The 24,416-nt window shown below is 45.9% G+C and carries 19 protein-coding genes and 1 pseudogene; 13 read left to right on the top strand and 7 right to left on the bottom strand.

The features are described from left to right. Window positions 1-48: 48 nt before the first annotated feature. Window positions 49-714, bottom strand: coding sequence for a DUF2461 domain-containing protein (locus tag HMPREF9448_RS07585; RefSeq protein WP_008862007.1), 666 nt, complete (start codon window positions 712-714; stop codon window positions 49-51). A 178-nt stretch (window positions 715-892) separates the two neighbouring features. Between HMPREF9448_RS07585 and HMPREF9448_RS07580 the strand changes: the two genes are divergently transcribed. Continuing rightward, window positions 893-2,854, top strand: coding sequence for an OPT family oligopeptide transporter (locus HMPREF9448_RS07580; RefSeq protein ID WP_008862006.1), 1,962 nt, complete (start codon window positions 893-895; stop codon window positions 2,852-2,854). Between the two features lie 95 nt (window positions 2,855-2,949). Next, a complete protein-coding gene (locus tag HMPREF9448_RS07575) occupies window positions 2,950-3,522 on the top strand; it encodes a sugar O-acetyltransferase (protein WP_008862005.1) in 573 nt (190 codons plus the stop codon). Window positions 3,523-3,650: 128 nt separating this feature from the next. Here HMPREF9448_RS07575 and HMPREF9448_RS07570 read toward each other — a convergent pair whose 3' ends face one another. The 6 genes from HMPREF9448_RS07570 to HMPREF9448_RS07545 all read right to left on the bottom strand — a co-directional run bounded on the left by HMPREF9448_RS07570 (window position 3,651) and on the right by HMPREF9448_RS07545 (window position 8,688). Beyond that, window positions 3,651-4,097, bottom strand: a complete 447-nt coding sequence (locus tag HMPREF9448_RS07570; RefSeq protein ID WP_008862004.1) for a YhcH/YjgK/YiaL family protein — start codon at window positions 4,095-4,097, stop codon at window positions 3,651-3,653. An 8-nt stretch (window positions 4,098-4,105) separates the two neighbouring features. Next, complete coding sequence (locus tag HMPREF9448_RS07565; RefSeq protein WP_008862003.1) at window positions 4,106-4,867, bottom strand: CDGSH iron-sulfur domain-containing protein; 762 nt, start codon at window positions 4,865-4,867, stop codon at window positions 4,106-4,108. Between the two features lie 61 nt (window positions 4,868-4,928). Next, the gene (locus HMPREF9448_RS07560) at window positions 4,929-5,687 is read right to left on the bottom strand and encodes an MBL fold metallo-hydrolase (RefSeq protein ID WP_040296123.1); all 759 of its coding nucleotides are present in this window, start codon (window positions 5,685-5,687) and stop codon (window positions 4,929-4,931) included. Window positions 5,688-5,692: 5 nt separating this feature from the next. Continuing rightward, window positions 5,693-6,709, bottom strand: a complete 1,017-nt coding sequence (gene murB, locus HMPREF9448_RS07555) for a UDP-N-acetylmuramate dehydrogenase (protein ID WP_008862001.1) — start codon at window positions 6,707-6,709, stop codon at window positions 5,693-5,695. Window position 6,710: 1 nt separating this feature from the next. Beyond that, a complete protein-coding gene (locus HMPREF9448_RS07550) occupies window positions 6,711-7,646 on the bottom strand; it encodes a hypothetical protein (RefSeq protein WP_008862000.1) in 936 nt (311 codons plus the stop codon). Window positions 7,647-8,142: 496 nt separating this feature from the next. Further along, window positions 8,143-8,688 (bottom strand): hypothetical protein, encoded by a 546-nt coding sequence (locus tag HMPREF9448_RS07545; RefSeq protein ID WP_008861999.1) that lies wholly within the window; start codon window positions 8,686-8,688, stop codon window positions 8,143-8,145. Between the two features lie 437 nt (window positions 8,689-9,125). Between HMPREF9448_RS07545 and HMPREF9448_RS14195 the strand changes: the two genes are divergently transcribed. From HMPREF9448_RS14195 to HMPREF9448_RS07475, 11 genes and pseudogenes are all read left to right on the top strand, one after another. After that, window positions 9,126-9,530, top strand: coding sequence for a hypothetical protein (locus tag HMPREF9448_RS14195; protein ID WP_008861998.1), 405 nt, complete (start codon window positions 9,126-9,128; stop codon window positions 9,528-9,530). Window position 9,531: 1 nt separating this feature from the next. Next, window positions 9,532-10,791, top strand: a pseudogene (gene bioA, locus HMPREF9448_RS07530) (adenosylmethionine--8-amino-7-oxononanoate transaminase); the annotation flags it as partial. After that, the gene (locus HMPREF9448_RS07525; RefSeq protein WP_008861996.1) at window positions 10,791-11,957 is read left to right on the top strand and encodes an 8-amino-7-oxononanoate synthase; all 1,167 of its coding nucleotides are present in this window, start codon (window positions 10,791-10,793) and stop codon (window positions 11,955-11,957) included. The pseudogene bioA and the gene HMPREF9448_RS07525, both read left to right, overlap by 1 nt. Continuing rightward, a complete protein-coding gene (gene bioC / locus HMPREF9448_RS14190) occupies window positions 11,954-13,342 on the top strand; it encodes a malonyl-ACP O-methyltransferase BioC (protein ID WP_008861995.1) in 1,389 nt (462 codons plus the stop codon). Before HMPREF9448_RS07525 ends, bioC begins: the two co-directional genes overlap by 4 nt. After that, window positions 13,339-13,986: a dethiobiotin synthase gene (bioD, locus tag HMPREF9448_RS07510; protein ID WP_008861994.1), complete on the top strand. Its 648-nt coding sequence runs from the start codon at window positions 13,339-13,341 to the stop codon at window positions 13,984-13,986. Before bioC ends, bioD begins: the two co-directional genes overlap by 4 nt. Before the next feature lie 178 nt (window positions 13,987-14,164). Then, entirely contained in the window at window positions 14,165-15,334 is a 1,170-nt protein-coding gene (locus HMPREF9448_RS07505; protein WP_040296118.1) for a C40 family peptidase, read from the top strand. Between the two features lie 7 nt (window positions 15,335-15,341). Continuing rightward, entirely contained in the window at window positions 15,342-16,472 is a 1,131-nt protein-coding gene (locus HMPREF9448_RS07500) for a dipeptide epimerase (RefSeq protein ID WP_008861992.1), read from the top strand. A 143-nt stretch (window positions 16,473-16,615) separates the two neighbouring features. Continuing rightward, entirely contained in the window at window positions 16,616-17,314 is a 699-nt protein-coding gene (locus HMPREF9448_RS07495) for a hypothetical protein (RefSeq protein ID WP_008861991.1), read from the top strand. 729 nt (window positions 17,315-18,043) lie between these two features. Beyond that, a complete protein-coding gene (locus HMPREF9448_RS07485) occupies window positions 18,044-19,732 on the top strand; it encodes a helix-turn-helix transcriptional regulator (RefSeq protein WP_008861989.1) in 1,689 nt (562 codons plus the stop codon). A gap of 224 nt (window positions 19,733-19,956) precedes the next feature. Next, the gene (locus HMPREF9448_RS07480) at window positions 19,957-23,235 is read left to right on the top strand and encodes a choice-of-anchor J domain-containing protein (protein WP_008861987.1); all 3,279 of its coding nucleotides are present in this window, start codon (window positions 19,957-19,959) and stop codon (window positions 23,233-23,235) included. Window positions 23,236-23,592: 357 nt separating this feature from the next. Beyond that, the gene (locus tag HMPREF9448_RS07475) at window positions 23,593-24,375 is read left to right on the top strand and encodes a formate/nitrite transporter family protein (protein WP_008861986.1); all 783 of its coding nucleotides are present in this window, start codon (window positions 23,593-23,595) and stop codon (window positions 24,373-24,375) included. Window positions 24,376-24,416: the final 41 nt, after the last annotated feature.

Here is a 24,416-nt window from a genome sequence, read left to right as displayed (position 1 = left end):
ATTTAAAACAACTTCTTAGTCAGGCAATTCCTCTCCCCTTCCTATTTCCTATAAATCGTAAACTTCATCGACCGTATAATTGAGAAAATCGTTCAGCGGTTTCATGATGTGAAAATCATGAGCCGCTTTTTCGATCCAATCGGGCGAACCGAAAAAATCATCAGGCTTCACATTCACCACCACATAATCTTTTCGTTTAAGCCATGCGGCTTGTTCGCAATCCCGTGGAAACGGTCTGGGAACGATTTTCAAAGTTTCCCCTACCCAGTCCCGATACAACGATTTAAACTCTTTGTTTTCCACAATATCTTTCAGCTCGTCATAATTATCGTAAACCGCTTGGCGCAGAGCTTTCAACAATTTGGGTTCCGGACACCAAACGCCCCCGCTCAACAGACAATTCCCCGGTTCGAAATGGAAATAATACCCGGCACGCAAACTTTTACGGCCACCCTTCGCTATATAAGCGGACATATACGATTTATACGGAGTTTTATCCGGCGAGAAACGAATATCACGATAAATGCGATACATACAGTTCTTAGCCTCCAACCCCACGATATCTTCGTCGAACTGCGATATTTGCTGTATAAGTTCTTGGATTTTCTCAACAAACAAAGGACGCAACCGATCATACTCTTCCTTATGAGCTTGAAACCATTCTCTATTGTTGTTTTCTCTCAATCGGGACAAATAATCCAATATTTCTTTCATCTTCTCAGTGTTTATACCGTAACAAATGTACAAGTTTTTTTACTTTCTTCCTCGCATAAATTTTCATTTTGTAATATAATTATCAAAAACGCCGCCTAAGTTATCGGCTATATTTGCATTTTTTATTAACTTGCCACGTTTTTAAGAAAAAGCAATACACAAAAAATAAAAATATAATATGGAAACAAACGAAAAACAACCTGTCGATTTGCCCGAAAACGCATTTCGGGAATTAAAACCGGGCGAAGAATACAAACCCATTCTTTCGCCCGAAAAAGTCTATCCCGAAGTCAATGCATGGTCAGTCTCGTGGGGTATTGTCATGGCTGTTATCTTCTCGGCCGCCGCAGCATTTCTAGGATTGAAAGTCGGCCAAGTATTCGAGGCCGCCATACCTATCGCCATAATAGCCGTAGGACTATCGGGAGCCGCTAAACGGAAAAACGCATTGGGCGAGAACGTGATTATCCAGTCCATCGGAGCCTGTTCAGGAGTGATTGTCGCCGGTGCTATCTTCACTTTGCCGGCTCTATACATTTTACAAGCCAAATACCCCGAACTGACCGTGAACTTTATGGAAGTATTCATGAGTTCACTGCTAGGCGGTATATTGGGTATCTTGTTTCTCATTCCGTTCCGCAAATATTTCGTTTCGGATATGCACGGGAAATACCCCTTCCCCGAAGCTACGGCTACGACTCAGGTACTTGTTTCGGGAGAAAAAGCCGGTAACCAAGCCAAGCCTTTGATTCTGGCAGGATTGGTGGGTGGTCTGTACGATTTTTGCCTCTCGACGTTCGGCTGGTGGAGCGAAGTGCTTACCACCCGCATTTTACCGTGGGGAACAGAGATCGCCAACCAAGCGAAAATGGTATTTAAAGTGAATACAGGCGCAGCCGTGTTAGGACTCGGATACATTGTCGGCTTGAAATACTGCTTGATTATTTGTTCCGGCTCTCTTTTCGTTTGGTTCGTCATCATTCCTCTGCTGGGCAGCATACCCGGTAGCGAATTAGCAGCGGCTGCTCCCGAACAAATATTTACCGATTACGGCCGGTACATAGGTATCGGCGGTATAGCTATGGCGGGAGTGATAGGTATTATCCGCTCTTGGGGTATCATTAAAGGAGCCGTAGGACTGGCTACAAAAGAATTTTCGGGGAAAAATAAGGAAGCGATAGAGGATCAAGCCCCCCGCACACAACGAGACCTCTCTATGAAATTCATCATCTCGGCTGCCGTATTCGCCTTGATTATCACATTCCTATTCTTCTATTTGGGAGTTATCAATAATTTCATGCAAGCAACGGTCGCTTTCTTGGTAGTCGCCGGAATTTCATTCCTGTTCACCACCGTAGCGGCAAATGCTATCGCTATCGTGGGAACGAACCCCGTTTCGGGAATGACACTGATGACACTGATTTTAGCGTCGGTTATCCTTGTGGCGGTCGGACTTAAAGGGACAAGCGGAATGGTTGCCGCGTTGGTTATTGGAGGAGTGGTCTGTACGGCGCTCTCGATGGCCGGTGGATTCATTACCGACTTGAAAATAGGTTACTGGATAGGCTCCACTCCTCGCAAACAAGAGACTTGGAAATTCCTCGGTACACTCGTCTCTGCCGCAACCGTAGGAGGTGTTATTCTCATTCTGAACAAATCGTACGGATTCTCCGGGGAAAACGCGTTGGTAGCACCTCAGGCCAATGCTATGGCGGCAGTTATCGAGCCCCTCATGATGGGACAAGGCGCACCGTGGCTGCTCTACGGAATCGGTGCTATTCTTGCCGTTCTGCTGACATGGCTGAATGTCCCGGCTTTGGCGTTCGCTTTGGGTATGTTCATTCCGTTGGAACTAAATACACCTTTGGTCATCGGAGGGCTTATCAGTTGGTATGTAGGCAGCCGTTCAAAAGATACCGCTCTGAACAAAGCCCGTTTGGATAAGGGCACATTATTGGCTTCGGGATTCATTGCCGGCGGTGCGCTCATGGGAGTCGTCAGTGCGGGAATGAAATTTGCAGGATTCGAGTATACCCACGATTTGAGTGAAGCGACTCTGCAAACTGTCGGATTGATTATGTATTTGCTGCTCATTGCCTTTTTAACCATATCGAGCATGAAAGCAAAAAAACAAGATTAGAAACTTCTTGATGTGAATCATAAAAACGGATTGAGATATTAAAATTTCAATCCGTTTTTCGTATATTTGTTAGACCATGAGAATAATTTAAGATTATGAAAACAGAAAAAGAGAAAATGCTTGCCGGAGAGCCCTATGATTGCGGTGACACGGAATTAATCAACAGATGGCATAAAGCAAAGCAATTACAAAAAGAATATAACGATACCCCATCTGACGATATAGAAAAACTATCCTCATTATTAGACGATTTAATTGGATCAAGAGGAGAAAATGTTTGGATTTCAGCTCCCTTCTTCGTGGACTACGGTGAGAATATACATATCGGGCGAAATGTGGAAATAAATATGAACTGCGTATTTTTGGATTGTAATACCATCACTATCGGCGATTATTCGGGAATAGGTCCGGGTGTACATATCTATACAGTCTTCCATCACACCGCACCTCAGGAACGTTTGGGCGAAAACAGCAGTTTTTGGAAATCTCTCACCAAACCGGTGAACATCGGGAAAAACGTTTGGATTGGAGGTGGTAGTATAATCTTACCCGGCGTAACCATAGGAGACGGTACGACAATCGGAGCGGGAAGTGTCGTCACCAAATCTACACCCGCCAATTGCATAGCCGTCGGAAATCCTTGCAAAGTAATAAAGGATAATTTATAAAAGTAACCATATACGACAAACAATACTCGAAATCTCGTGGTAACAAAATTTAGGGTATTGTCGTATATATATTTGCCTTTGTAAATAATACGAATAAAAATATTTATCGATTCTCAATCGATACCCGATCACAACTTTATTTTAGCACAAATTTTGCGCAGTCTACCCTCCCCGATAATAGGAGCATGGCCGTCCTCTGGAAATACAATTAGGAACTGACCGGGATATACGGTGAAATAAGTCGACGGCCTATCGGAATAAAAGGCACAATCTTTCTCCTCGGAATACGCTTGCTGCACCTCCTTCAAATCGCACAGAGGCTTCCACCCCACTATTTCAGGAGCATCAAGAGGGACATGCACATCGAGGTAACGTCGATGTACCTCTATAACCTGTTCCGATTGAGAACGTAATATCGGATAATCGTTGTTGATGAAAACTCGATCACCGTCCAATTCGATACGCCCAATCGAATCGGAAAGAAAATCATGCTCTTTAATATAACTGAAAAGTTTCCCCAGCAAAGGATGCAAAGCCTCTACCCGCTTCGTGTCACTCAAATCTCCTAAAATCATATATCGTCTTATTCTACTTCTGCTTCCTGCTCCATCGGTAATTTGTCATGCCATTTAGCCGACACATGTGTCCCGTCGCAAAAAGGCTTGTTTTGCGATTGTCCGCACCGACACAAGGTAACCCTGTTTCTTATCTCATAACTGCTTCCGTCCGAACTTTCTATACGAATTCCTCCCTTTACCCAAATGGGGCCACTGACTTTAATCACAGGGTCTTCGATCAATCCTATCGCCGGATCAAATGGAGGTTCAAAAATCTCGCCTGTTTCTTTATCCCAAACGACCAAACGGCCGGCCGGACAATGCTCGGCTTCATGAATGACTAAATCACGTTCTTCTTGGGATTCGGCCGTTTGTACCAAATTCCAAATTCTACCGTAGGCATCGCAAAAACGAGCGAAAGCGCAATATTCTTCATTATCAGCGAGCACCATAGTTGGCCCTATATATTCTTCGGCATCTTCCAATAAAGGCTTATGAGAGGCCGTCTCTTTCGGGTCCCAGTCCGTGTGATGATGGGAACCATCGCAATAAGGCTTGTTCTTGGATGCTCCGCATCGGCATAAAGCCGTAGGCTCCTCTGTCGTACTAAAATGGTTACCCTTACGATAGGTCCAAGAAGAACCTTCGTCATTAGGAACTATAATCTCTTGATCCATAGGAGGATTACCATAAAGCAAATAAGGGCCGTCCGGCGTAATCTTTATATAGAATTTCGCGGGAGCCATACGAGAACCGGCTTCGATAGCAGTTTGAATTGTTTTTGCCATAATCAAATTGTTTTTTATTCTTATAGCTAAAACAAGCTATAAAGAAGATGGTTCAAAATAATCACAAGCTGTCGATAACCAAACCATCGTATGCGAAATGCACATGGGCAGGCAATTCTTTTTCTACCTCCGAAGTCAATCCCATATGATGACTCATGTGAACCAAGTAGGCTTCCCGCGGCCCCACTCTATCGATGATTCGCGACGCATCGGCTAACGTTTGATGCGAAAGATGGGGCTTTTTCCGCAAAGCATTTACGACCAATACATCTATATCTTTTAACTTCTCATATTCCGATTCAGGAATAGTAAGAGCATCCGTTATATAAGCAAACCGTCCTATACGATACCCCAAGATAGGCAATTTATAATGCATCACCCTTATGGGAACAATTTCTATTCCAGCTATTAAAAACGGTGACAAACCTATCTCCTGCAAACAAATATTGGGAACTCCCGGATAGCGATGATCGGCAAAACAATAAGGCAACCTGTTTCGTATTCCCTCGGCGACCGAAGGCTCCAAATAAATAGGAACAGTACCGTTTTCCCCGAAAGGACGCAAATCGTCTATCCCTCCGGTATGGTCATAATGTATATGAGTAACCAATACCGCATCGATTCGTTTAATATGGAATCGCAACATTTGCTGACGAAAATCGGGGCCACAATCAATCAATATGTTCTTACCCTCTATCTCAACTATGGCCGAGGTTCTCAACCGACTGTCCCTCGGATCGGTAGAAGTACATACCGAACACGTACAACCGATTTGCGGTATTCCGGTTGAAGTTCCTGTCCCTAAGAAAGTAACCTGCATCATACTCATTCAATATAATTAACCTCAGGATTGATAACGATACCATAAGTGTCCGATACCGATTTACGAATCATTTCCGCGAGAGCAACCACATCGTTGGGCTTTGCATTGTTTTTATTTATCAATACCAAGCACTGCTTCTCATAAACCGCCGCACCGCCGAAACTTTTTCCTTTCCAGCCGCAACGATCGATAAGCCAACCGGCAGGGACCTTAACATGCATATCGTCTACGACGTAATGAGGCATATCGGGATAAGACGATTTCAGCTTCTCATATTGTTCCGTAGAAATTACAGGATTCATGAAAAAACTACCGGCACTGCCATATTCATCGGGTTCCGGCAATTTCGACCGCCTGATTTCTATGACAACTTTACGGACATCTGCGATAGAAATGTCATCGCCGGGCAATGAAGCCCGCAGATTTCCATAATCCAAATGCAGCTCGGGCGATTTTTGCAATCTGTACACTACCGATGTAACGATATATCTACCCTTCCAATCGTGCTTGAAAACACTGCTTCTGTAACCATACCTACACTCTGCATTTCGAAAGGTACGGGATTCGCAAGTCTCGACATCTACCGCTTTTACTTCATGGATAATATCTTTCACCTCCACGCCGTAAGCTCCTATATTTTGAATAGCGCTCGCTCCCACTTCGCCCGGTATATACGACAAATTCTCGGCTCCCCCCCAACCGTTAGAGACCGTCCAAGCGACGAAGTCGTCCCACACGACACCTGCTCCTATTTCCACAAGCACCTCGGTATCGGTCTCCTCCGACACAGCCATGCCCTGTATGGCAGAATGCAACAATACGCCATTGTACATTTCTTTTACAAAAAGCAAATTGCTTCCCCCTCCTATCGGGAAAAAAGTATGTTCCCGCAATAAATCGGACTGCAACAACGTCACCAGCTCCTCGACCGTTTCATACTCTACAAACCACTTGGTATAAACGGGTATGCGGAATGTATGCCTGTCCTTTATAAAATAATTCTCCTCTATCTTAATCATATCATAACCTATAATCGGCCAACAAATCATCGACAAAAAACAGATACGCTCCCGAGTTGTATATCCACTGCTCTCTCAATCCGCTGTATGTGGGAATCTTCTTCACCTCGTTCGGATTGCCCAACGAAAGTTTACATTCGGCCTTCGTCATACCCGTTTTTACTTTTCCCAACGTAATTTGCTCCCAAGCATCGTCCTGTATTTCCTTATATTGCAAACGCGGATTCTCGAAAGAAAACAAGCGGTCGAACGTGATATATTGGGAGCGGGACGAAGAAAGCAATGACATGAAAACTCCCGCTTGATTTCCTTTATCGTCCTCGAACCAAACTTCGACCGGCAACACGTTATTTCCCGGACGAATATCCACAACTCGGACAGGTATCAACTTTCGCCCCTCTATCGCTTCCGATTTTTCATTGTACCACATAGGCGTTTTTATATACAGAACTCTGTCTTTCAAAAGGGAGCGAGCCATATTTAAATCATCGATATCGATGAACGGAGGTATCAATGGCGTATATTTCAACCGACCGATCTCCTCCCGGGTCTTCCCTGTTTCATAGCGAAACTTATGACCTTCGCAATCGAATAACAAAACAACTTTGTCGTCCCCGCCGAAAGGACTTTCTTCTATACTTCCGGCATACGTAAAAATTTTTCCCTTCAAAGAGATACTATCCGGGAATGTAGGCTTTTCCGGTCTGAAAACGAACGAAAGTTTTTCATCGGTATAATAAAATGGCTTTCCTATGCGCCACGTATCGCACCCTTGTTGAACGAAATAAGACTCTATAAAACGATCTTCGGGACTCTGTGCCGCAATTTCGCCTGTATCGGGCATAGTTATTTTCTTTGTACTCTCGACTCCTGTAAAACAAGAGGTTACGAAAATACACAAAACCGTTGCCACCATATAAACTATACCAGTTCTCATATCTCATTAAATTCCGATGATTTCCATTTATCTATGTTATATGAATCATAGACGTATAATTTACAAAGATAGCGAAAGGTGAGCGCAGAGACAAACGGAAATCACATTCCCGACTTGGCTATGCCGAACCGCATCCTATCTTCGTATTTACAAAGATAGCAGAAGCGATGTAGAGAAACAAATTTATTTTAGATTTTCATAAAATCAGCTTAACTAATTGAAAAATAAACTTTTATCTAATTATTTAAGAAGTAGAGGCAACGATTTAGCAACATATAAGGCTTGCAGTCCCGTGTCGATTCCACACAATAAGAACCGTCGAGTTATCCATTATAGTCTGCAAATCGCTCCTTTACTATTTATTGTGCGGGAACCATACCGCACAACAATAAAAATGAGATGTATAGTGTTAAATTCTATTCATTGTATTTCTGTCATTTCGAGATTGCTAACGGGGTACAGTTTGCCACCATTAGAATAGGCGCCTGTTATCCAACTACGCAATCTGTTCTATTCGACTTTTTTGACATAAAGGATAAGAAGCAATGAACGGTTCTATTTTTTGTTTCATTTCAACAAATGAAACCCCGTAAAAATACAAGGCTGTCCATTCATTACCTTCCCAATAACTATAAAAACGACCTATGCCATTCATTGCTGATTCCATCTGCTCAATGACGTGATTGATATCGCAACTCTCATAAATTTCATCTGGTAAATCCGTTCCATTGACATAAAAAGCCAATCCCTCCAAAGTCCCTACTTCTATCTTAATTTCAGGTACTGTGCATAATAAAGCTGAGCCTTTGGGGATTCCTATTATATTCATAAGCTCCACCAAACGGTTTACACTATCTTGTTTATCATCATTTAGGTGAATCTCTATATCACAGGATACAATTTCTCCGGTTTGTCTTTGTAGTGTTCCTCCACCCGTTACTTCTCCCAATTTTCCCTTTTCAAGAATTTCTTGAAGTGCATCTTCCAAATCATGTCTGTGCATGGGTTGCAAACGTGAGTTCAAATTCAATGTTAGGTCCATATTTTCTATGATTTTATTTGTTGGATAAATTATACTATCAGCCGATTTGACTGTTGTTCTTTTCAAACATATCACTTTGTGAACAAATATAGTGAAAGGTGAGTGCAGAGACAAGAGGGAATTATATTTCCGATTTGACTATGCCGAACCGAATCCTATATTCGTGTTTACAAATATAGCGAAAGGCGAGAGCAAAGACAAGAGGAAATCCCATTTCCGACTTGGCTATACCGAGCCGCATCCTATATTCGTGGTTACAAATATAAAAAAGTAATGTACACCACGAACGACACACCGCACTTTTTTCGGTAAATCGGGCAGTATTTAACATTTATAGCTCGAACTACTATCTTACACCGTCAGCCGTTTTTTTATCCGCACGATTTCAATAAGAAAAAAAGAGAAGTCGTTTCTAATTTTTTTCGTACTTTTGCGATATGGAAACTTCTACCTCCTTATCGGTTCACAGGGTATGGTTCCGCCGATGGAATCGCCACAACTATGCTACCTTTTGCAGTATAGGCAAATGTGTAAACATAGGAAGTGTCCGTAAGGAAATAGCCGACAAGTCTTTGAAAAAAGGACTTTCCACAACTTCCACCGATACTGTCGTGGGAAATATGGAACGTTCGGATAAACCGTCCGAAGAAGAACACACGGCGGGAAGTTTTTTTCTCCCCAAAATTTTGGCGAGTACCGTAGATACTCCGGTGACAAGCTGCTCCACCGGTCATTCGTGCGACAATAAACAGACATTTACTAACTATATATTCCGGGATAACAGCGGCCGTTTCGCTTTATACCGGATTTTTCATATTCTAAAAACGCTTGCTTATGGATAATTTTGATGCCGAACATCTATGGCATCCCTACACCTCGACCATTGCCCCCCTGCCCTGCTATCCCGTCAAGAGGGCGGAAGGGGTATACATAGAATTGGAAAACGGACAAAAGCTCATTGACGGCATGTCGTCATGGTGGGCAGCCGTACACGGATACAACAACCCCACGCTCAACAAGGCGGCGGAAGAGCAACTGAAAAAAATGTCGCACGTCATGTTCGGTGGGCTCACCCACCAACCGGCGATCGACCTCGGGAAACTGCTTTTGCAAATCGTTCCCCCGTCCATACAACACATATTTTATTGCGATTCGGGTTCCGTATCGGTCGAAGTCGCCATGAAAATGGCTATACAATATTGGCACGCCCGCGGAAAGGTCTCTAAATGTAACCTCATCACCATACGGTCGGGGTATCATGGCGACACATGGAATGCCATGTCGGTGTGCGACCCGGTAACCGGTATGCACTCCATTTTCGGGGATGCGCTCCCCACCCGCTATTTTGTTCCGTCTCCCTCCTGCCGATTCGACGACGAATGGGATCCCGCCTGTATCGCTCCTCTTCGGGAAGCCATAGAAGCCCATCACGAAGAATTGGCGGCACTTATCCTCGAACCCATCGTGCAAGGAGCCGGCGGCATGTGGTTCTATCACCCGCAATACCTTCGGGAAGCCAAGCAGCTATGCGAACGATACAACCTGCTGCTCATTTTCGACGAAATCGCCACCGGATTCGGCCGCACCGGGAAACTGTTCGCTTGGGAACATGCGGGAGTCACCCCCGACATCATGTGCATAGGCAAAGCCCTGACCGGAGGATACATGACTATGGCGGCCACTTTGACGACACACGAAGTCGCCCACACGATTTCCAGCGGGAATCCGGGAGTATTCATGCACGGGCCCACCTTCATGGGTAACCCTTTGGCCTGTGCCGTGGCCTGTGCGTCCGTCTCTCTCCTCCTCTCTTCCGGCTGGAAAGAGAAAGTCGCCGCCATCGAAGCCCAGTTAAAACGGGAGCTGAGTCCGGCGGCGACACTGCCCCAAGTTTCCGACGTAAGAATACTGGGTGCTATCGGAGTCATCGAAATGAAAAAACCAGTCGATATGGCTTCCATACAGAAACAATTTGTCGAGCGGGGCATTTGGGTAAGGCCGTTCGGGAAATTGGTATACATCATGCCGCCGTTCATCATAACCCCTTCCCAACTTTCCACACTCACCTCGGCTCTGTTGGAGGTAGTAAAAACCCTGCGATAATGAATACCTATTCTTCCCAATTGGAACAACTCTCTCGACAAGGAAATTTGCGATCCTTGCCGGCCGTGGATGCACAAGGCCTGTCCATCGTCCGTGACGGGAACACCATGTTGAATTTCTCCTCGAACGATTATCTGGGACTGGCCGATGACACGAACCTGAAAAAGGAATTTTTGCAAAACCTGAATTCCCGTAATGTTCGTTTTTCCTCGACATCTTCTCGGTTGTTGACCGGCAATTTCCCCGTGTACGCTCGATTGGAAAAAAGACTCGCCGAACTGTACAAAGCCGAAGCCTCTCTCGTATTCAACAGCGGTTACCATGCCAACAGCGGCATCCTGCCGGCAGTGACCGACAACCGCTCTTTGATTTTGGCCGATAAACTCGTCCATGCGAGCATAGTCGACGGGATAGGACTCTCCAAAGCCCGCTGCATACGCTACCGACATAACGATTACGAACAATTGGAACGGTTGGTTTCCGAGTCGGCCTCGCAATACGAAGCGATATTCATCGTGACCGAAAGCATATTCAGCATGGACGGTGACGAATGCGACTTGCCCCGCTTGGTGGCGTTGAAGAAACACTACCCCAATATTTACCTGTATGTCGACGAAGCCCATGCTTTCGGCGTGAGAGGTCAATGCGGATTGGGCTGCGCCGAAGAACAAGACGTTATTAAAGAGATAGATTTCTTGGTCGGCACGTTCGGAAAAGCGGCCGCCTCGGTAGGAGCATTCGTTATCTGCTCCGATGAAATGAAACGATATTTGGTCAACAAAATGCGGACGCTGATTTTTACGACCGCATTGCCACCTGTCAATCTCGAATGGACGCTGTTCATCATCGATAAAATCGTCGATATGCAATCGCACCGGGAACATTTGGAGGCAATCGGCCACAAAGTAAGACAAGCGCTCAATCCGTTGAACGGAGCGATTGTCAGCAGCAGCAGCCACATCGTCCCTTTCGTATTGGGCGAAACGGAACGCACCGTACAAACCGCCTTAAAATTACAGCACGAAGGCTTTTATCTGTTGCCGGTTCGCCCGCCCACCGTACCACAAGGAACCTCCCGGTTAAGGATTTCGCTGAGCGCCGGACATACCGACACGGAGATAGACCAGCTCATTCACACGTTAACCAAGATTTCATCGGGCCTATGATACAAACTTTCATTTCTCGCAGACACACCGACGACTTAATCCTCCTCTTCGCCGGTTGGGGAATGGATACGCATCCGTTTGCCTATCTGAGTCACATAGGCTGCGACTGTTGTGTCTGCTACGACTACACCGACCTGAACTTCGACACCACCCCATTCCTCGACTATAAAAACATCGAAGTCTATGCGTGGTCGTTTGGCGTTTGGGCGGCGGCAACGGTCTTACCCGATAAAGGACTCCCCATAAGACACGCCACGGCCATCAACGGAACCGAATGCGGAATCGACATCGAGAAAGGCATCCCCCCCGAAATATTCCGGGCGACTCTCGAACATTTGAACGAAGCGAGCTTGAAAAAATTCTACCGGCGCATGTGTTGCGAACACCTCGACGATTTTAAGGAGGCTTTCCCCGAAAGAGACATGAACAGCTTGTACGACGAATTGCGTGCCATAGGCGAGAACATAACCCTGCACCCTCGTCCCCGTTTCCGTTGGGACAAAGCGATAATCGGGACAAGAGACCTCATATTTCCCGCAAGAAACCAAGTGAACGCATGGGAAGGGACAACGGTCGTTCAAGAGCTGGACGAACCCCATTTTTTCCATTTCCGCCCGGTTGTGTTGGAAAATAGGCTCGACAAAGCGACCATTAAAAACAGCTTCGGAAATGCAGCCTCCACCTATGAACGGGAAGGCCTTATCCAAAGCCGGATAGCCCGACAGCTGAACGACAAGATTCCGAGCCGTTTGAACAAATGCATCGACAATATACTGGAAATCGGTTGCGGGACAGGAAAACTGACCCGCTGCCTCATCGACAGGTTCCCCGATGCCCGGTTCACGATAAACGACCTGTCGCCCGAAATGAAAGACTACATAACCGCATTGCCGTTCAAACAGTTGAGTTTCAAGGAAGGCGATGCCGAAAAAATCGAGTTCGACGAAACATACCATTTAATTACCTCCGCTTCGACGATTCAATGGTTCACCGATTTGGAAGGATTCTTGAAGCGCATATCCGGCAATTTGTCCGATACGGGCACGATCGCTGTCAGCACATTCGCAGCCGGCAATCTGCCCGAAATACAATCTTTAATGACCGCAGAAATGCCCTATTGGGAGTATGCCGAGTTAAAACGATTGTTCGAAAAACACTTTCGGGTCGAACTTTTCGAACAAGAGGAATACACCCTTCGTTTCGACACTCCCGTCGAGTTACTCCGGCATCTCAAAAACACCGGCGTGACAGGTATTTCGGGACACTCCCGGCAAAAAGGATTCGACTTTATAAAGCGATATAGAAAGACTTTCGACGGGAAAAAAGAGATCACGCTCACCTATCGACCCGTCTACATCGTCGCACATAAAAAAACACAGATATGAAAGGAACTTTTTTTATCACCGGTATAGATACCAACATCGGGAAAAGTTACGCCACGGGGTGGCTGGCGCGTGAATGGAACAGCAAAGGGATTAAAACGATCACTCAAAAAATGATACAGACCGGGAATGTAGGCCACTCCGAAGACATAGACCTGCATCGGGAAATTATGGGAATACCGTTCACCCCGGAGGATAAGGAGCGAATCACATTCCCCATTGTCTATTCCTACCCCGCTTCTCCGCATTTGGCAGCCGAGATAGACGACCGCATTATTCCCATAGAAAAAATAACAGAGTCTACCCGGATACTCCAAAGCAGGTACGACGTGGTTCTGCTCGAAGGAGCCGGAGGTTTGATGGTTCCTATTACTCGCCGATACCTGACGGTCGATTACATCGCCGACCAAAAGCTGCCGGTTATCTTGGTAACGTCCGGACGTTTGGGCAGCATCAACCACACGCTGCTCTCTATCGAAGCGCTGGTAAATAGGAATATTCCCCTTTACGGAATGGTCTACAATACCTTTCCGAAAACAGACGAGCGGATAGACAAAGACACCGAGGAATATTTGAAAACCTATTTGAACGAACATTTTCCCCAAGCACATTTTTGGACACTACCCGAGATTGCTTTACACCGATAACCGGATTGTAAAAAACAGATGAAATTTATCGGGTTGTAAAGTTCGATCTATCGAGGCTTTTCAATATATTTGTAGCTACGAAGATAAGAAGCGGTTCGGCATAGCCAAGTCGGAAATGCGATTTCCGTTTACACGGCTCTTACCGTTCGCTATAATTGTTTACTATTCGAACACCCCCATGAACACATCGACTGTAAAGATCATACTTTGTTTTCTGTTGATTATCCCGATTATGGCAAATGCCCAGTCCAATGATATGCAAACTTGGATAGAACAAATCGGACGGCAATATGCACCCGATTCCCGCACAGCCGTTTATACGGTATCGAGCGAGCTATTGAACGATTCTATCCATATTCTGAAAGGAAAGTGCGACAACCGGCAAGCCGTCGAAACATTGCTCCGAACGCTCGACACGGCCGGTATCTCCTATATAAATGCGATAAAGCTACTGCCCGACCGTCGTCTTGGCGAAAAGACAAGAGGTATTGTCACAGTCTGCTGTGCACATTTGAGAAGCGAGCCGAGGCATTCGGCCGAGATGGTCTCTCAGGCTATTCTCGGTACGCCCCTGCTCATCTTGGAAGAGCAAAAGGGTTGGTACAGAGTGCAAACTCCCGATAATTACATCAGTTGGATAATCGCAAATTCGATCTCCGTAAAAACTACTGCCGAGTGGACCGAATGGAAAAATGCCACCCGATATGTCTATACCGGACTGCAAGGCTATGTATATGCCTCCGCAGATAAAAATGCCGAGACCGTGTCCGACATCGTATCGGGCTGTATTCTGCAAGCCGCAGGAAAGGCGGGAAAAAAGTTCATACCTGTGTCTTTCCCCGATGGAAGAACCGGATTCTTGAAACACGACGAATGTCGCGAACTCTCCGAGTGGGCATCGACCCCTGTAAACATGAATAAAATCATACAGACCGCCGAAGGAATGATGGGAACGACTTACCTCTGGGGCGGCACTTCGGTCAAAAGTGCCGACTGTTCGGGATTTGTCAAAACGGCCTATTTTTCTGCCGGAATCATTCTCTCCCGTGATGCTTCGCAACAAGCCCTCACCGGCGACATCATGCCGGCAGAACAACGGGACGAATGTCAGACCGGAGACCTCCTGTTCTTCGGCAACGCCCCCGGCAAAGTCTCGCACGTGGCTCTCTACCTGAACGATGGGAAATATATACACTCTTCGGGACAAGTCAAAATAAACAGTATCGATTCTGCTGATACCGACTATTACGCTATTCCGCTTCTCGGTATCAGCAGAATCGTGAACAAGATAGGGACTCCGGGAATCACGACCGTAAAACGACACCCGTGGTACTTCGAGCAAAAATAAACTGAAAATGGACAGACGAGATTTTTTGCGCAAAAGTGCGATAGGCACATTAGGATTGACACTATCCCCCGCTTTTTTTAATAGTTGCGGAACTTCCGTATCCAAAGGAACAAGTTCAGATAGATTGCAACTTTCTTTCAAACCGTATGATTTGAAATTGAAACACGCCTTCAATTTGGCGAAAAGTTCTCGTACCCACACCCCCGATGTACAAGTACAACTCCGTTTCGGAGAATGGACAGGATACGGAGAAGCCTCCATGCCGCCTTATTTGGGCGAAACCCAAGAATCGGTATGCCGCTTTCTTGGGCAACTCGACTTGAAGCAGTTTACCGATCCTTTCCGCATGGAAGAAATTCTCGACTATGTAGATTCCGTTGCACCCGACAACCGGTCGGCAAAAGCATCGGTAGATATAGCTTTGCACGATCTCGTCGGTAAAATCATGGGACAACCGTGGTACAAAATATGGGGACTCTCCCCCGAAAAATGCCCCGATACCTCCTTTACTATCGGGATAGATACCGCAGAAGTTGTCCGTCAGAAACTGCGGGAAGCATCCCCCTACAATGTATTGAAAATCAAGATGGGATTGGACAACGATAAAGAATTGGTAAAAATCATTCGTTCAGAGACCGACCGCCCCATCTGTGTCGATGTCAATCAAGGTTGGGACAATAAGGAGTATGCGCTCGAAATGATACAATGGCTTAGTGAACAAAACTGCCTGTTCGTGGAACAACCCATGCCCAAAGAAAAGATAAACGAACAGGCTTGGCTCCACGAACGCGCTCCTCTGCCTATCATCGCCGATGAATTTTTGCAACGTATGCCCGATGTACGACGAGCATACGGGCTCTACGATGGTATCAATATAAAACTAATGAAAAGCACCGGTATGCGCGAAGCCTACCGAATGGCCATATTGGCAAGAGCTTTGGATATGAAAGTGATGATCGGTTGCATGACCGAGACCTCCTGTGCCATCTCTGCCGCGGCACAACTGTCGCCGTTGGCCCACTGGGCCGACCTTGACGGAAACCTGCTTATATCCAACGATCTATTCGATGGAGTGAAAATTGTCGAAGGAAAAATAACACTGCTGGATCGCCCCGGCATTGGAGTCGTTCCATTATAAATTTATTTTCCAAAAATTGTGACAAGTCCATAACAGAAATAACAAAAATAAAAAACGGTAAGAACGTCTCTTTCATCAAAGTATCATCATGCCATAAACCTCCGACAACAAGAATATACCTTTGTCGAAAAAACAAACGAGCGATGATAGATACAAGATTCGACACGAGCATAGATTTAAGAGGAGAAATCGAGAACTACCGTCAAGTAGCCCTAATCAAGTACTACAAGATGCTCCTCGAAATCGATCCTAAAAAGGACCGGTTGACCTTGCTCGCCGTCCTTCGATGTATCGACAAGCTCGAAAGACATTCCCAAGAGAGAAAACGTCCCCGCTGCGACCGGAAGAAAATGCAAGCCGATGGAACACTCGCTTGGCACTACCAAAAGAGAAACCAACTCTTTCGGAAAGCCGGGCTATACGACATCGAGTCCACACAGTACCTTGTCGACCACGAAGAGATATTCGACACACCCGAGGAACGGGAGGAACGCGAACAATTCGAAGCCTGCCGGCGCGAAGCGCTCAGGAAACAAGAGGAAAGAAAAAACGAGGAGAACGAAAAAGCCGCCTCGGAAACCGCATCAACCCCCGAAAACAGAGAAGAAAAAGAATCCGATTCATACGAAAGAAAACCCGGTGACACCCCCGAATCATTAGAAAATGAATTCGGGAACCGGGAAGAGAACCTTACGAATCACATCGATACACCGGAATATCGGCCCAGTCCCCTTTCGCCTCTTTCCGGCAATATCTGGTGCGAAACTTACGTAAGAACTCCGATCGGTGAACCGAATCCCGGATTCCATGCCGCCTCTTTCGGCTGCAATAGACGAGAATAAAAGAAAATATTTCATTCTCCAAATACACATCTCACCCCCCTGTATCCCATTTTCTTGTGGAATACAGGGCAGAGGCATATATCCACACAAAACAACGATCAAAAACAATCAGGGCTCTGTCGATAATTAATGGGGATTACCCGTTTTATACCTCTAACTCCTCAATCAAAGATTATATAATATCTTCTCAATCCCTCCGTCACTTCGTGCCACCTCCCCTATGGCTGCGCCACACCCCGCAATGCTACGAGGCACGGCAAGGGAGAAGGACAAACACGATCCGTCTCATTCGATAAATAATACGATAGAAGGGTATTAAACCTCCTCCTCTGTGTTTTGCACAGCAAAATATAGGGGAGGTGGCACGAAGTGACGGAGGGGTTAATTCAATGGATATATCGAAAAATACAGGCAGTAACGGAGAAAAAGTCAAGCATCGGCCTCTCCCCTGCCATGTTCCGTAGCTTTACGAAACAGTATAGAGGAGAGGGATTGCAAAAAAACGTTTAATTGTAAAATGTATTCCCCTCGCCTGTGGGTACTTCCGCCCTATCGCACAGCACTTTTATGAACCTGTAAATTTGCCTGTGCTTTTTCTTTGCACTATCTTTGTTGTCGAAAGGTACAATATTGTTAAATAACAAACAAGACCTACCGGTTGCACATACCACAAAAAGAGTGATAAACTGGTAATGATTACCCGACTTTAAGCTCTTAATCAGCATTCGAATGAACAGCATTTTATCATACATATTTCTGATAATATTGCTTCTCTCCGGCTGTAAGGAACAGGAGAAGAACGCCATGACCGTACAGACGCCTGCAACACATACAGATTCCTACGCACTTATCAAAAGTTGGGGAGAGTACGTACGTAAAGGAGAATACGAAATACTGATAGACACAGCTAAAACTTACTACCGTAAAGCCATTGCCAACCACGACAAGAAAACACAAGCCTATGTGGGCGCATACATCGGACAAGCTTATATACTTTCCGGCCAAGCAGACTCCATGTTCACGTATTTTAATGCAGCTATTCCCTATGTAGAAGAATATCACGACACCTATATACAGACCATTATAGCCAACGGGTTAGGAATAAACGCACGCAATACGACACTCAATTACAATGCCTCCCTCGCCTACTTCCAAGAGGCTCTGCAATATGCCGACGCAAGTGAGGATAAAACAAATTATTATATCATTTTAAGCAATATGACGAGGATTTACTACCTTCGAAACGACCCCTCAGGTATAAAATACGCATTGGAGGTATACGAAGGGGGAAGCAAACTACATAATGATTATGTACGCTTTCTCGGCGCATTGAACGTTGCCACCATGTACTATCTTTCGAAAAATTATGACGAAGCGCTACATTATATATCTGAAGCCACCGCCATTGCGACACATATGGCCAACACCGACGAACCGGACGTAATCCACGGGAACATACTTGCCGCCATTGGAAAACCTCAACAAGCCGAACTATATTTCCGAAAAGTACTAAACCACACGCAACGCACCAATATAGACGTACTCACCGAAGCCTACCTTTATTACGGCAACTTTCTGAAAGCGGAAAGACGTTACGACGAAGCAAATACAGCTTACCAAAATGGGCTTATACTAGCCGAACAGCAAAACCATTACTATTACCGCCTCCAATTTTACAAAGGTATGGCCGAGTTATTTCAAGAAAAAGGAGATATTGCTATGGCATCCCAACATAAGGAAAGACATCAATCCCTCGCCGATAGCATTTTTAATATAGAACAAGAACGTTCATTCAGCCACATGATACTAAACTACGAGACAGAAAAAGCTGAAAAAGAACTTAGCCGAAAAGAACTGCTCTTGTCTGAAAAGAACCGGAAACTTCAATTAGCCGTCTTCGTGACCGGGCTCATAGCCGTCATACTCATAGCTCTATATGTTCTTTATGTACGGAAGAACCACATGTACCGGCAACTGGTGATATTATACGACACCCACCGTCAGCGGGAAAGACAACTGCTCGAACAACGGGACGAGAAAACCGATCTGGTAAACACCAGCCAGAAAAACAAAGCACTCTTTGATGCCGTAGAAAAGCTGATGAACGACGAACACTTATACCGCAGCAACAGTATCTCCATCGACATGCTCGTAGAACGGCTTCACTCCAACCGCACCTACTTGTCGCGCATGTTTACGGAGCAAAACACCTCTTTCTCCGAATACATCAATTCATACCGCATCCGGGAAGCGCTCGCTCTGTTATCTGAGCCTGAAAATGACATTCCTCTGAAAGTGCTTTCCGATTCGCTCGGCTACAACTCACTTTCTTCTTTTTACAGAGCATTCCAAAAAGAAATGGGAGTTCCTCCTTCCCGTTTCCGCCAAGAAATAAAAAAACTACATTTGGACTCGTAATCCCTCTCAACCCACTTTTAAACACAGCTAATCCTCTTTATCCAACCAGAGTCGTATACCTCAGCTGATATTTCCCGGCATACCCTCAATCTTTTCGCAAATTATCAAAATTGACAAATTGAGAAGATTTATATTTTTCTGCTTTCTTTTCATCAACTATTTTTGTATTTAATAATAAATAGGTATTAAAAACCATCGTATATTCATCAAATTTTAGTTATCGCATGAAAAGAGTTTTAAATTTGTTTTTGGCAGTGCTGCTTGTATGCACTGTAAACGGTTTGGGAGACTTGCAAGCCCAATCAAACAACAAAGTGGCACAGTTAGAGAAACTGTCCGCCATAGAAAAAAAACCGCAGAAAACAATCCGCAAGCGAACTGCTGCTATCCGTCATTCTCTGAAAACCGCTGCTTCCGCTGAAAGTGTAAAACTGTTCGGCTGTATGACCTACTCTTCCAAGTGGAGTACTTCCGAAAATGGGGAATTCGGCATTTATTCCTTCCCCGCAGAGGAAGGAACCGCTTTCACGCCAGTCAAAACAGCAGCCGATTTCAATCTGTCGGCAGCCGTCTATGCCGACGGGAAATTCTGCGGATACCGAGTCACGACCTACGGCTCTACCGTGTATGGCGTCAATTACTACCTCTTCGACACGGACGGCTGGACGCGAGACATACAGCAGACACTCAAAGCCTCGTACGACAACTATCCTATCAGCCTCGCTTACGATAGCAAGACCAAAACCATTTACGGACAATTCATGTCCGAAGCAGGTACGACGAGGCTCTGCACGGTCGACCTACTCTCCGGACAACCAACACAAGTGGCAAGCACCGGCGACCGCATGTACTTCACTCTGTCTTTTGACAAAGAAGGGACTCTTTACGGCATAGCCGATGATGGCAACCTTTATACTATCAACACCGCCACGGGCACGGCAGCCTCCATCGGCGCCACTGGGATCATGCCCTCAAACAGTCAAAGCGCAACTATCGACCTGAACACAGGTAAAATGTATTGGGCTGCCATCAACAACAAATTGCAATCCGCCCTCTATGAAGTCAACCTCGACAACGGCAAGGCTTCACTCGTGAGCGATTATGACGAAACCGTCGTCCTACTCGGACTTTACACTGTGCCACCGGCAGCAGCCCTTCAAGCACCCGCAGCCGTCGATAAGCTGAGCGTAAACTATACTTCGCCGGAAAGATTAGATGCCAACATTACCTTCACCGCTCCAAACAAAACATTCGAAGGAGACAAACTGGAAGGTTCGTTGGAGGTATCCATCTACGTCGACCACCAAAAGCTCACACTCGAAAACGCAACAGTCGTTGCCGGAGCCGAATTCTCCACGCTTTACACCTTTACGGAAGGCACGCACAAAGTGGAAGCTTTCGTATCGAACGCCGAAGGTGACGGTGTGAAAAGCAAAATCGAAATCTACGCCGGCATAGATAGCCCCGCAGCCGTGGGCAATCTGCAATTCACACTGGAAGACAACCATGCCACCGTAAGCTGGGAGGCTCCCGTCAATGGAGCCAACGGCGGACACTTCGACGCCGAACTACTGAAATATATCCTCGTGCGCTATCCCGGCAATGATACGATAAATGCCGAATACACGGCGACCGTTTTCACGGAAGACCTGCCAGACGTGCTGGGCAATTACTACTACACGGTAACAGCGGTAGCTGAAAAAGCGGGAGTCTCCACCGAATCGAACCGCATCCACTTCGGCTCGGCGTTCAAGGGTGAATTTAAAGAAACGTTCGACCACGCCAGCGCACTCGACATCTTCACCATTATCGATGCCAACGAAGACGGCAAGACTTGGGCTTGGATAAACAATGCTGCCGGAAGCGACCAGTTAGACAAGAACGCCGACGATTGGATCATCACACCTCCCATCGAATTGGGAACGGATTATCTGTATAAACTGTCATTCAAAACAAAAGGATACGGTGAATTCTACACAGAAAGTTTCAGCACCGCATTCGGTTCCAAAAACACGGTTGAAGGTATGCTTAATGCGCTTGGCGACTACACAGTCAGCGGTGACACTTACCTCGAAAAGTCATCGGTCATTGAAGTACAGGAAGCAGGCACTTACTACTTCGGCTTCCACCACACAAGCCAAGGTATGTATATGCTTTACATAGACGACATCGTTATCGAGCCATTCATACCGACCACCGCTCCCGATTCGGTAACCGACTTCACCGCCACTCCCGATCCGACCGGCGCCTTGAAAGCTGTTCTGACATTCAAAGCCCCGAACAAAGCCATCAATGGCGATGAACTCACCACCCTCTCCAAAATCGAGATTCTCAAGGAAGGGAACGTTATCCTAACTGAAAATGAAGTGGAAAAAGGGAAAGAATACTCCTTCACGGTCGATGGCGTGCAAGGTATGAACCATTATAACGTCATCGTGTACGATGAACAAGGACGCGGGCGCGATGCCGAAAAGTCTGTTTTCATCGGCACGGATATCCCGCAACACGTACAAAACCTCATTGCCAGTTGGGACGATGAAAACGACCAGGCCGCTCTATTGACGTGGGATGCCCCGGCGGAAACAGGAGCCAACGGAGGATTCATCAATCCCGAAGAGCTGACTTACAACTACGGGACATACCTTTTCGGCAGTATAATAGACATGGCTACCGGCATAAAAGAAACCTCTTATCTCATGACAACTGCCGGGCTTACCAAACAAACTTACACACAAGGATACATCTGCGCCGTGTCTGCCGGAGGTAAGGGTGCTTACACCCCATTCGGCATTATGTTGGGTACGCCTCTCGCATTCCCCTTCGCCGAATCGTTTACCCAAGGAAACGTTTCCACCGAAACATGGTCGGTAGCTACCGTAGGCGGAGATGATGCGTGGGGTATGTATCAGAACGGCGGTTCTCTGGACGCTCAAGATGAAGATAACGGCTACGCCATGTTGGTAAATAAAAAAGCGGAAGCAGATGACAGTCGCCTTGAATCCCCTATTATCAACATTACCGGGCAAGACAAACTCACGCTTGAATTCTACCTGCACACGGAAGACGCAGAACTGACGGTAGAAACCACCGTAAACGGCACAATCTACGAAGCAGCAAGCGAGGCTCTTCGATCGGACGGTTCTAACGAATGGACCAAAGTAAGCCTCCCGCTCGACCAATTGGCCGGCAATAAACGCATACAGTTAGGTTTCCGTGGGAAAACAGAAAAAGCCGGTGCACGCATAGCCATAGACAACATTACCTTGACTTCCGGCAGTACCGGTATAGCAGATAACACAGCAGACAACAGCTCGATATACAGCGAAGGACGAAACATCATATTGACCGGATTGAAAGGAGTACAGGTCACCGTTTACTCGCTCGATGGTAAAACGATAACGAATGCCTCTTTGCATACGGATTACGAAGTCATTCCCATGCAGCACGCAGGCTGCTACCTTGTCCATACAGAAAAAGGAGTTACCAAAGTACTCGTCAAATAGCCATAAAACAAATTCATGCTTAACTGGCCGATAAATAGATTTACTTATTTGTCGGTACACCCAATCACCCAAACGGCTGCCGATAGAAAATCGACAGCCGTTTTTACTATATTCCTCTAAGTATTTTCCTCGATAATCCCCCCGCCAACCTCCCAAACAATATTTTATAATAAAAACAAATAAAGTAGTGCGTATATTATTTTAATTGTCTACCTTTGATGACGAATTTCCAGCAATAAAAAATGTGGCAATCAAAGTAATATTTGTGGTTGCTATAACAAAGATAACAAAAGGTAAATCTTGTTTGTGGTTTGACAATGTAGAACCGTCTCCTATCCTCGTAATTACAAATTTATCATGTCATTTTCTACACCCGCCGAAATAGTAGCCCAAGCCGAACGGGCTGCACTGAATAAAATCTCGTTATCCTTTCCTCGAACGCTCGTCGCAGCAATGCTGGCAGGGATTTACATCGCTATGGGAGGACTTCTCTCCCTACTCATCGGATACGGATTCCCCGAATGGACAGCAGGAAATCCGGGGTTACAAAAACTATTGTCAGGTTGCATGTTCCCTTTGGGACTTATCTTGGTCGTTTTGGCCGGGGCAGAGCTTTTCACCGGTAACAATGCCGTGCTGATTCCCGGATTTATGAAGAAGAAATACGGAATCATGCCCATATTGAAAAACTGGACGATCGTCTATATAGGCAATTTCATAGGAGCGATTTTCTTCGTTTATATAATGGTATGGTGTACGGGCATCGTTGATGCCGACCCGTGGAAAAGCGCCATTGTCCAAATCGCACAAGCCAAAGTAGACATGTCTGGGTGGGTCGTCTTCCTCAAAGGAATCGGAGCGAATTGGTTAGTTTGCCTCGCTGTCTGGCTTGGATTCAGTGCACACTCCACCGCTGGGAAAATGATGGGTCTCTGGTTTCCGGTCATGTGTTTCGTCGCCATAGGTTACGAACACAGCATAGCTAATATGTTCTTTATCCCATTAGGCATGCTGCAAGGAGCTGCGATAAGTTGGAGCGATTTCATCTTGGCAAATCTCATTCCTGCCACATTCGGCAACATCGTAGGCGGAGCCCTGTTTGTCGGCTGTATTTACAGTTATCTGTACACCAAGCGATAAATTCATTCGACTATCTACCGTACAGACTGTCACCGAGGAAA

Source organism: Barnesiella intestinihominis YIT 11860, assembly GCF_000296465.1.
Lineage (GTDB): Bacteria > Bacteroidota > Bacteroidia > Bacteroidales > Barnesiellaceae > Barnesiella > Barnesiella intestinihominis.
This window is presented reverse-complemented; position numbering and strand designations above follow the sequence as displayed.

Coding starts and splice junctions, on each gene's coding strand:
- HMPREF9448_RS07550 (WP_008862000.1), bottom strand. CDS start 7,646: ATGAGAACTGGTATAGTTTATATGGTGGCAACGGTTTTGTGTATTTTC.
- HMPREF9448_RS07560 (WP_040296123.1), bottom strand. CDS start 5,687: ATGCAGGTTACTTTCTTAGGGACAGGAACTTCAACCGGAATACCGCAA.
- bioD (WP_008861994.1), top strand. CDS start 13,339: ATGAAAGGAACTTTTTTTATCACCGGTATAGATACCAACATCGGGAAA.
- HMPREF9448_RS07495 (WP_008861991.1), top strand. CDS start 16,616: ATGATAGATACAAGATTCGACACGAGCATAGATTTAAGAGGAGAAATC.
- HMPREF9448_RS07485 (WP_008861989.1), top strand. CDS start 18,044: ATGAACAGCATTTTATCATACATATTTCTGATAATATTGCTTCTCTCC.
- HMPREF9448_RS07575 (WP_008862005.1), top strand. CDS start 2,950: ATGAAAACAGAAAAAGAGAAAATGCTTGCCGGAGAGCCCTATGATTGC.
- HMPREF9448_RS07475 (WP_008861986.1), top strand. CDS start 23,593: ATGTCATTTTCTACACCCGCCGAAATAGTAGCCCAAGCCGAACGGGCT.
- HMPREF9448_RS07570 (WP_008862004.1), bottom strand. CDS start 4,097: ATGATTTTAGGAGATTTGAGTGACACGAAGCGGGTAGAGGCTTTGCAT.
- HMPREF9448_RS07580 (WP_008862006.1), top strand. CDS start 893: ATGGAAACAAACGAAAAACAACCTGTCGATTTGCCCGAAAACGCATTT.
- bioC (WP_008861995.1), top strand. CDS start 11,954: ATGATACAAACTTTCATTTCTCGCAGACACACCGACGACTTAATCCTC.
- HMPREF9448_RS14195 (WP_008861998.1), top strand. CDS start 9,126: ATGGAAACTTCTACCTCCTTATCGGTTCACAGGGTATGGTTCCGCCGA.
- HMPREF9448_RS07480 (WP_008861987.1), top strand. CDS start 19,957: ATGAAAAGAGTTTTAAATTTGTTTTTGGCAGTGCTGCTTGTATGCACT.
- murB (WP_008862001.1), bottom strand. CDS start 6,709: ATGATTAAGATAGAGGAGAATTATTTTATAAAGGACAGGCATACATTC.
- HMPREF9448_RS07565 (WP_008862003.1), bottom strand. CDS start 4,867: ATGGCAAAAACAATTCAAACTGCTATCGAAGCCGGTTCTCGTATGGCT.
- HMPREF9448_RS07585 (WP_008862007.1), bottom strand. CDS start 714: ATGAAAGAAATATTGGATTATTTGTCCCGATTGAGAGAAAACAACAAT.
- HMPREF9448_RS07505 (WP_040296118.1), top strand. CDS start 14,165: ATGAACACATCGACTGTAAAGATCATACTTTGTTTTCTGTTGATTATC.
- HMPREF9448_RS07545 (WP_008861999.1), bottom strand. CDS start 8,688: ATGGACCTAACATTGAATTTGAACTCACGTTTGCAACCCATGCACAGA.
- HMPREF9448_RS07525 (WP_008861996.1), top strand. CDS start 10,791: ATGAATACCTATTCTTCCCAATTGGAACAACTCTCTCGACAAGGAAAT.
- HMPREF9448_RS07500 (WP_008861992.1), top strand. CDS start 15,342: ATGGACAGACGAGATTTTTTGCGCAAAAGTGCGATAGGCACATTAGGA.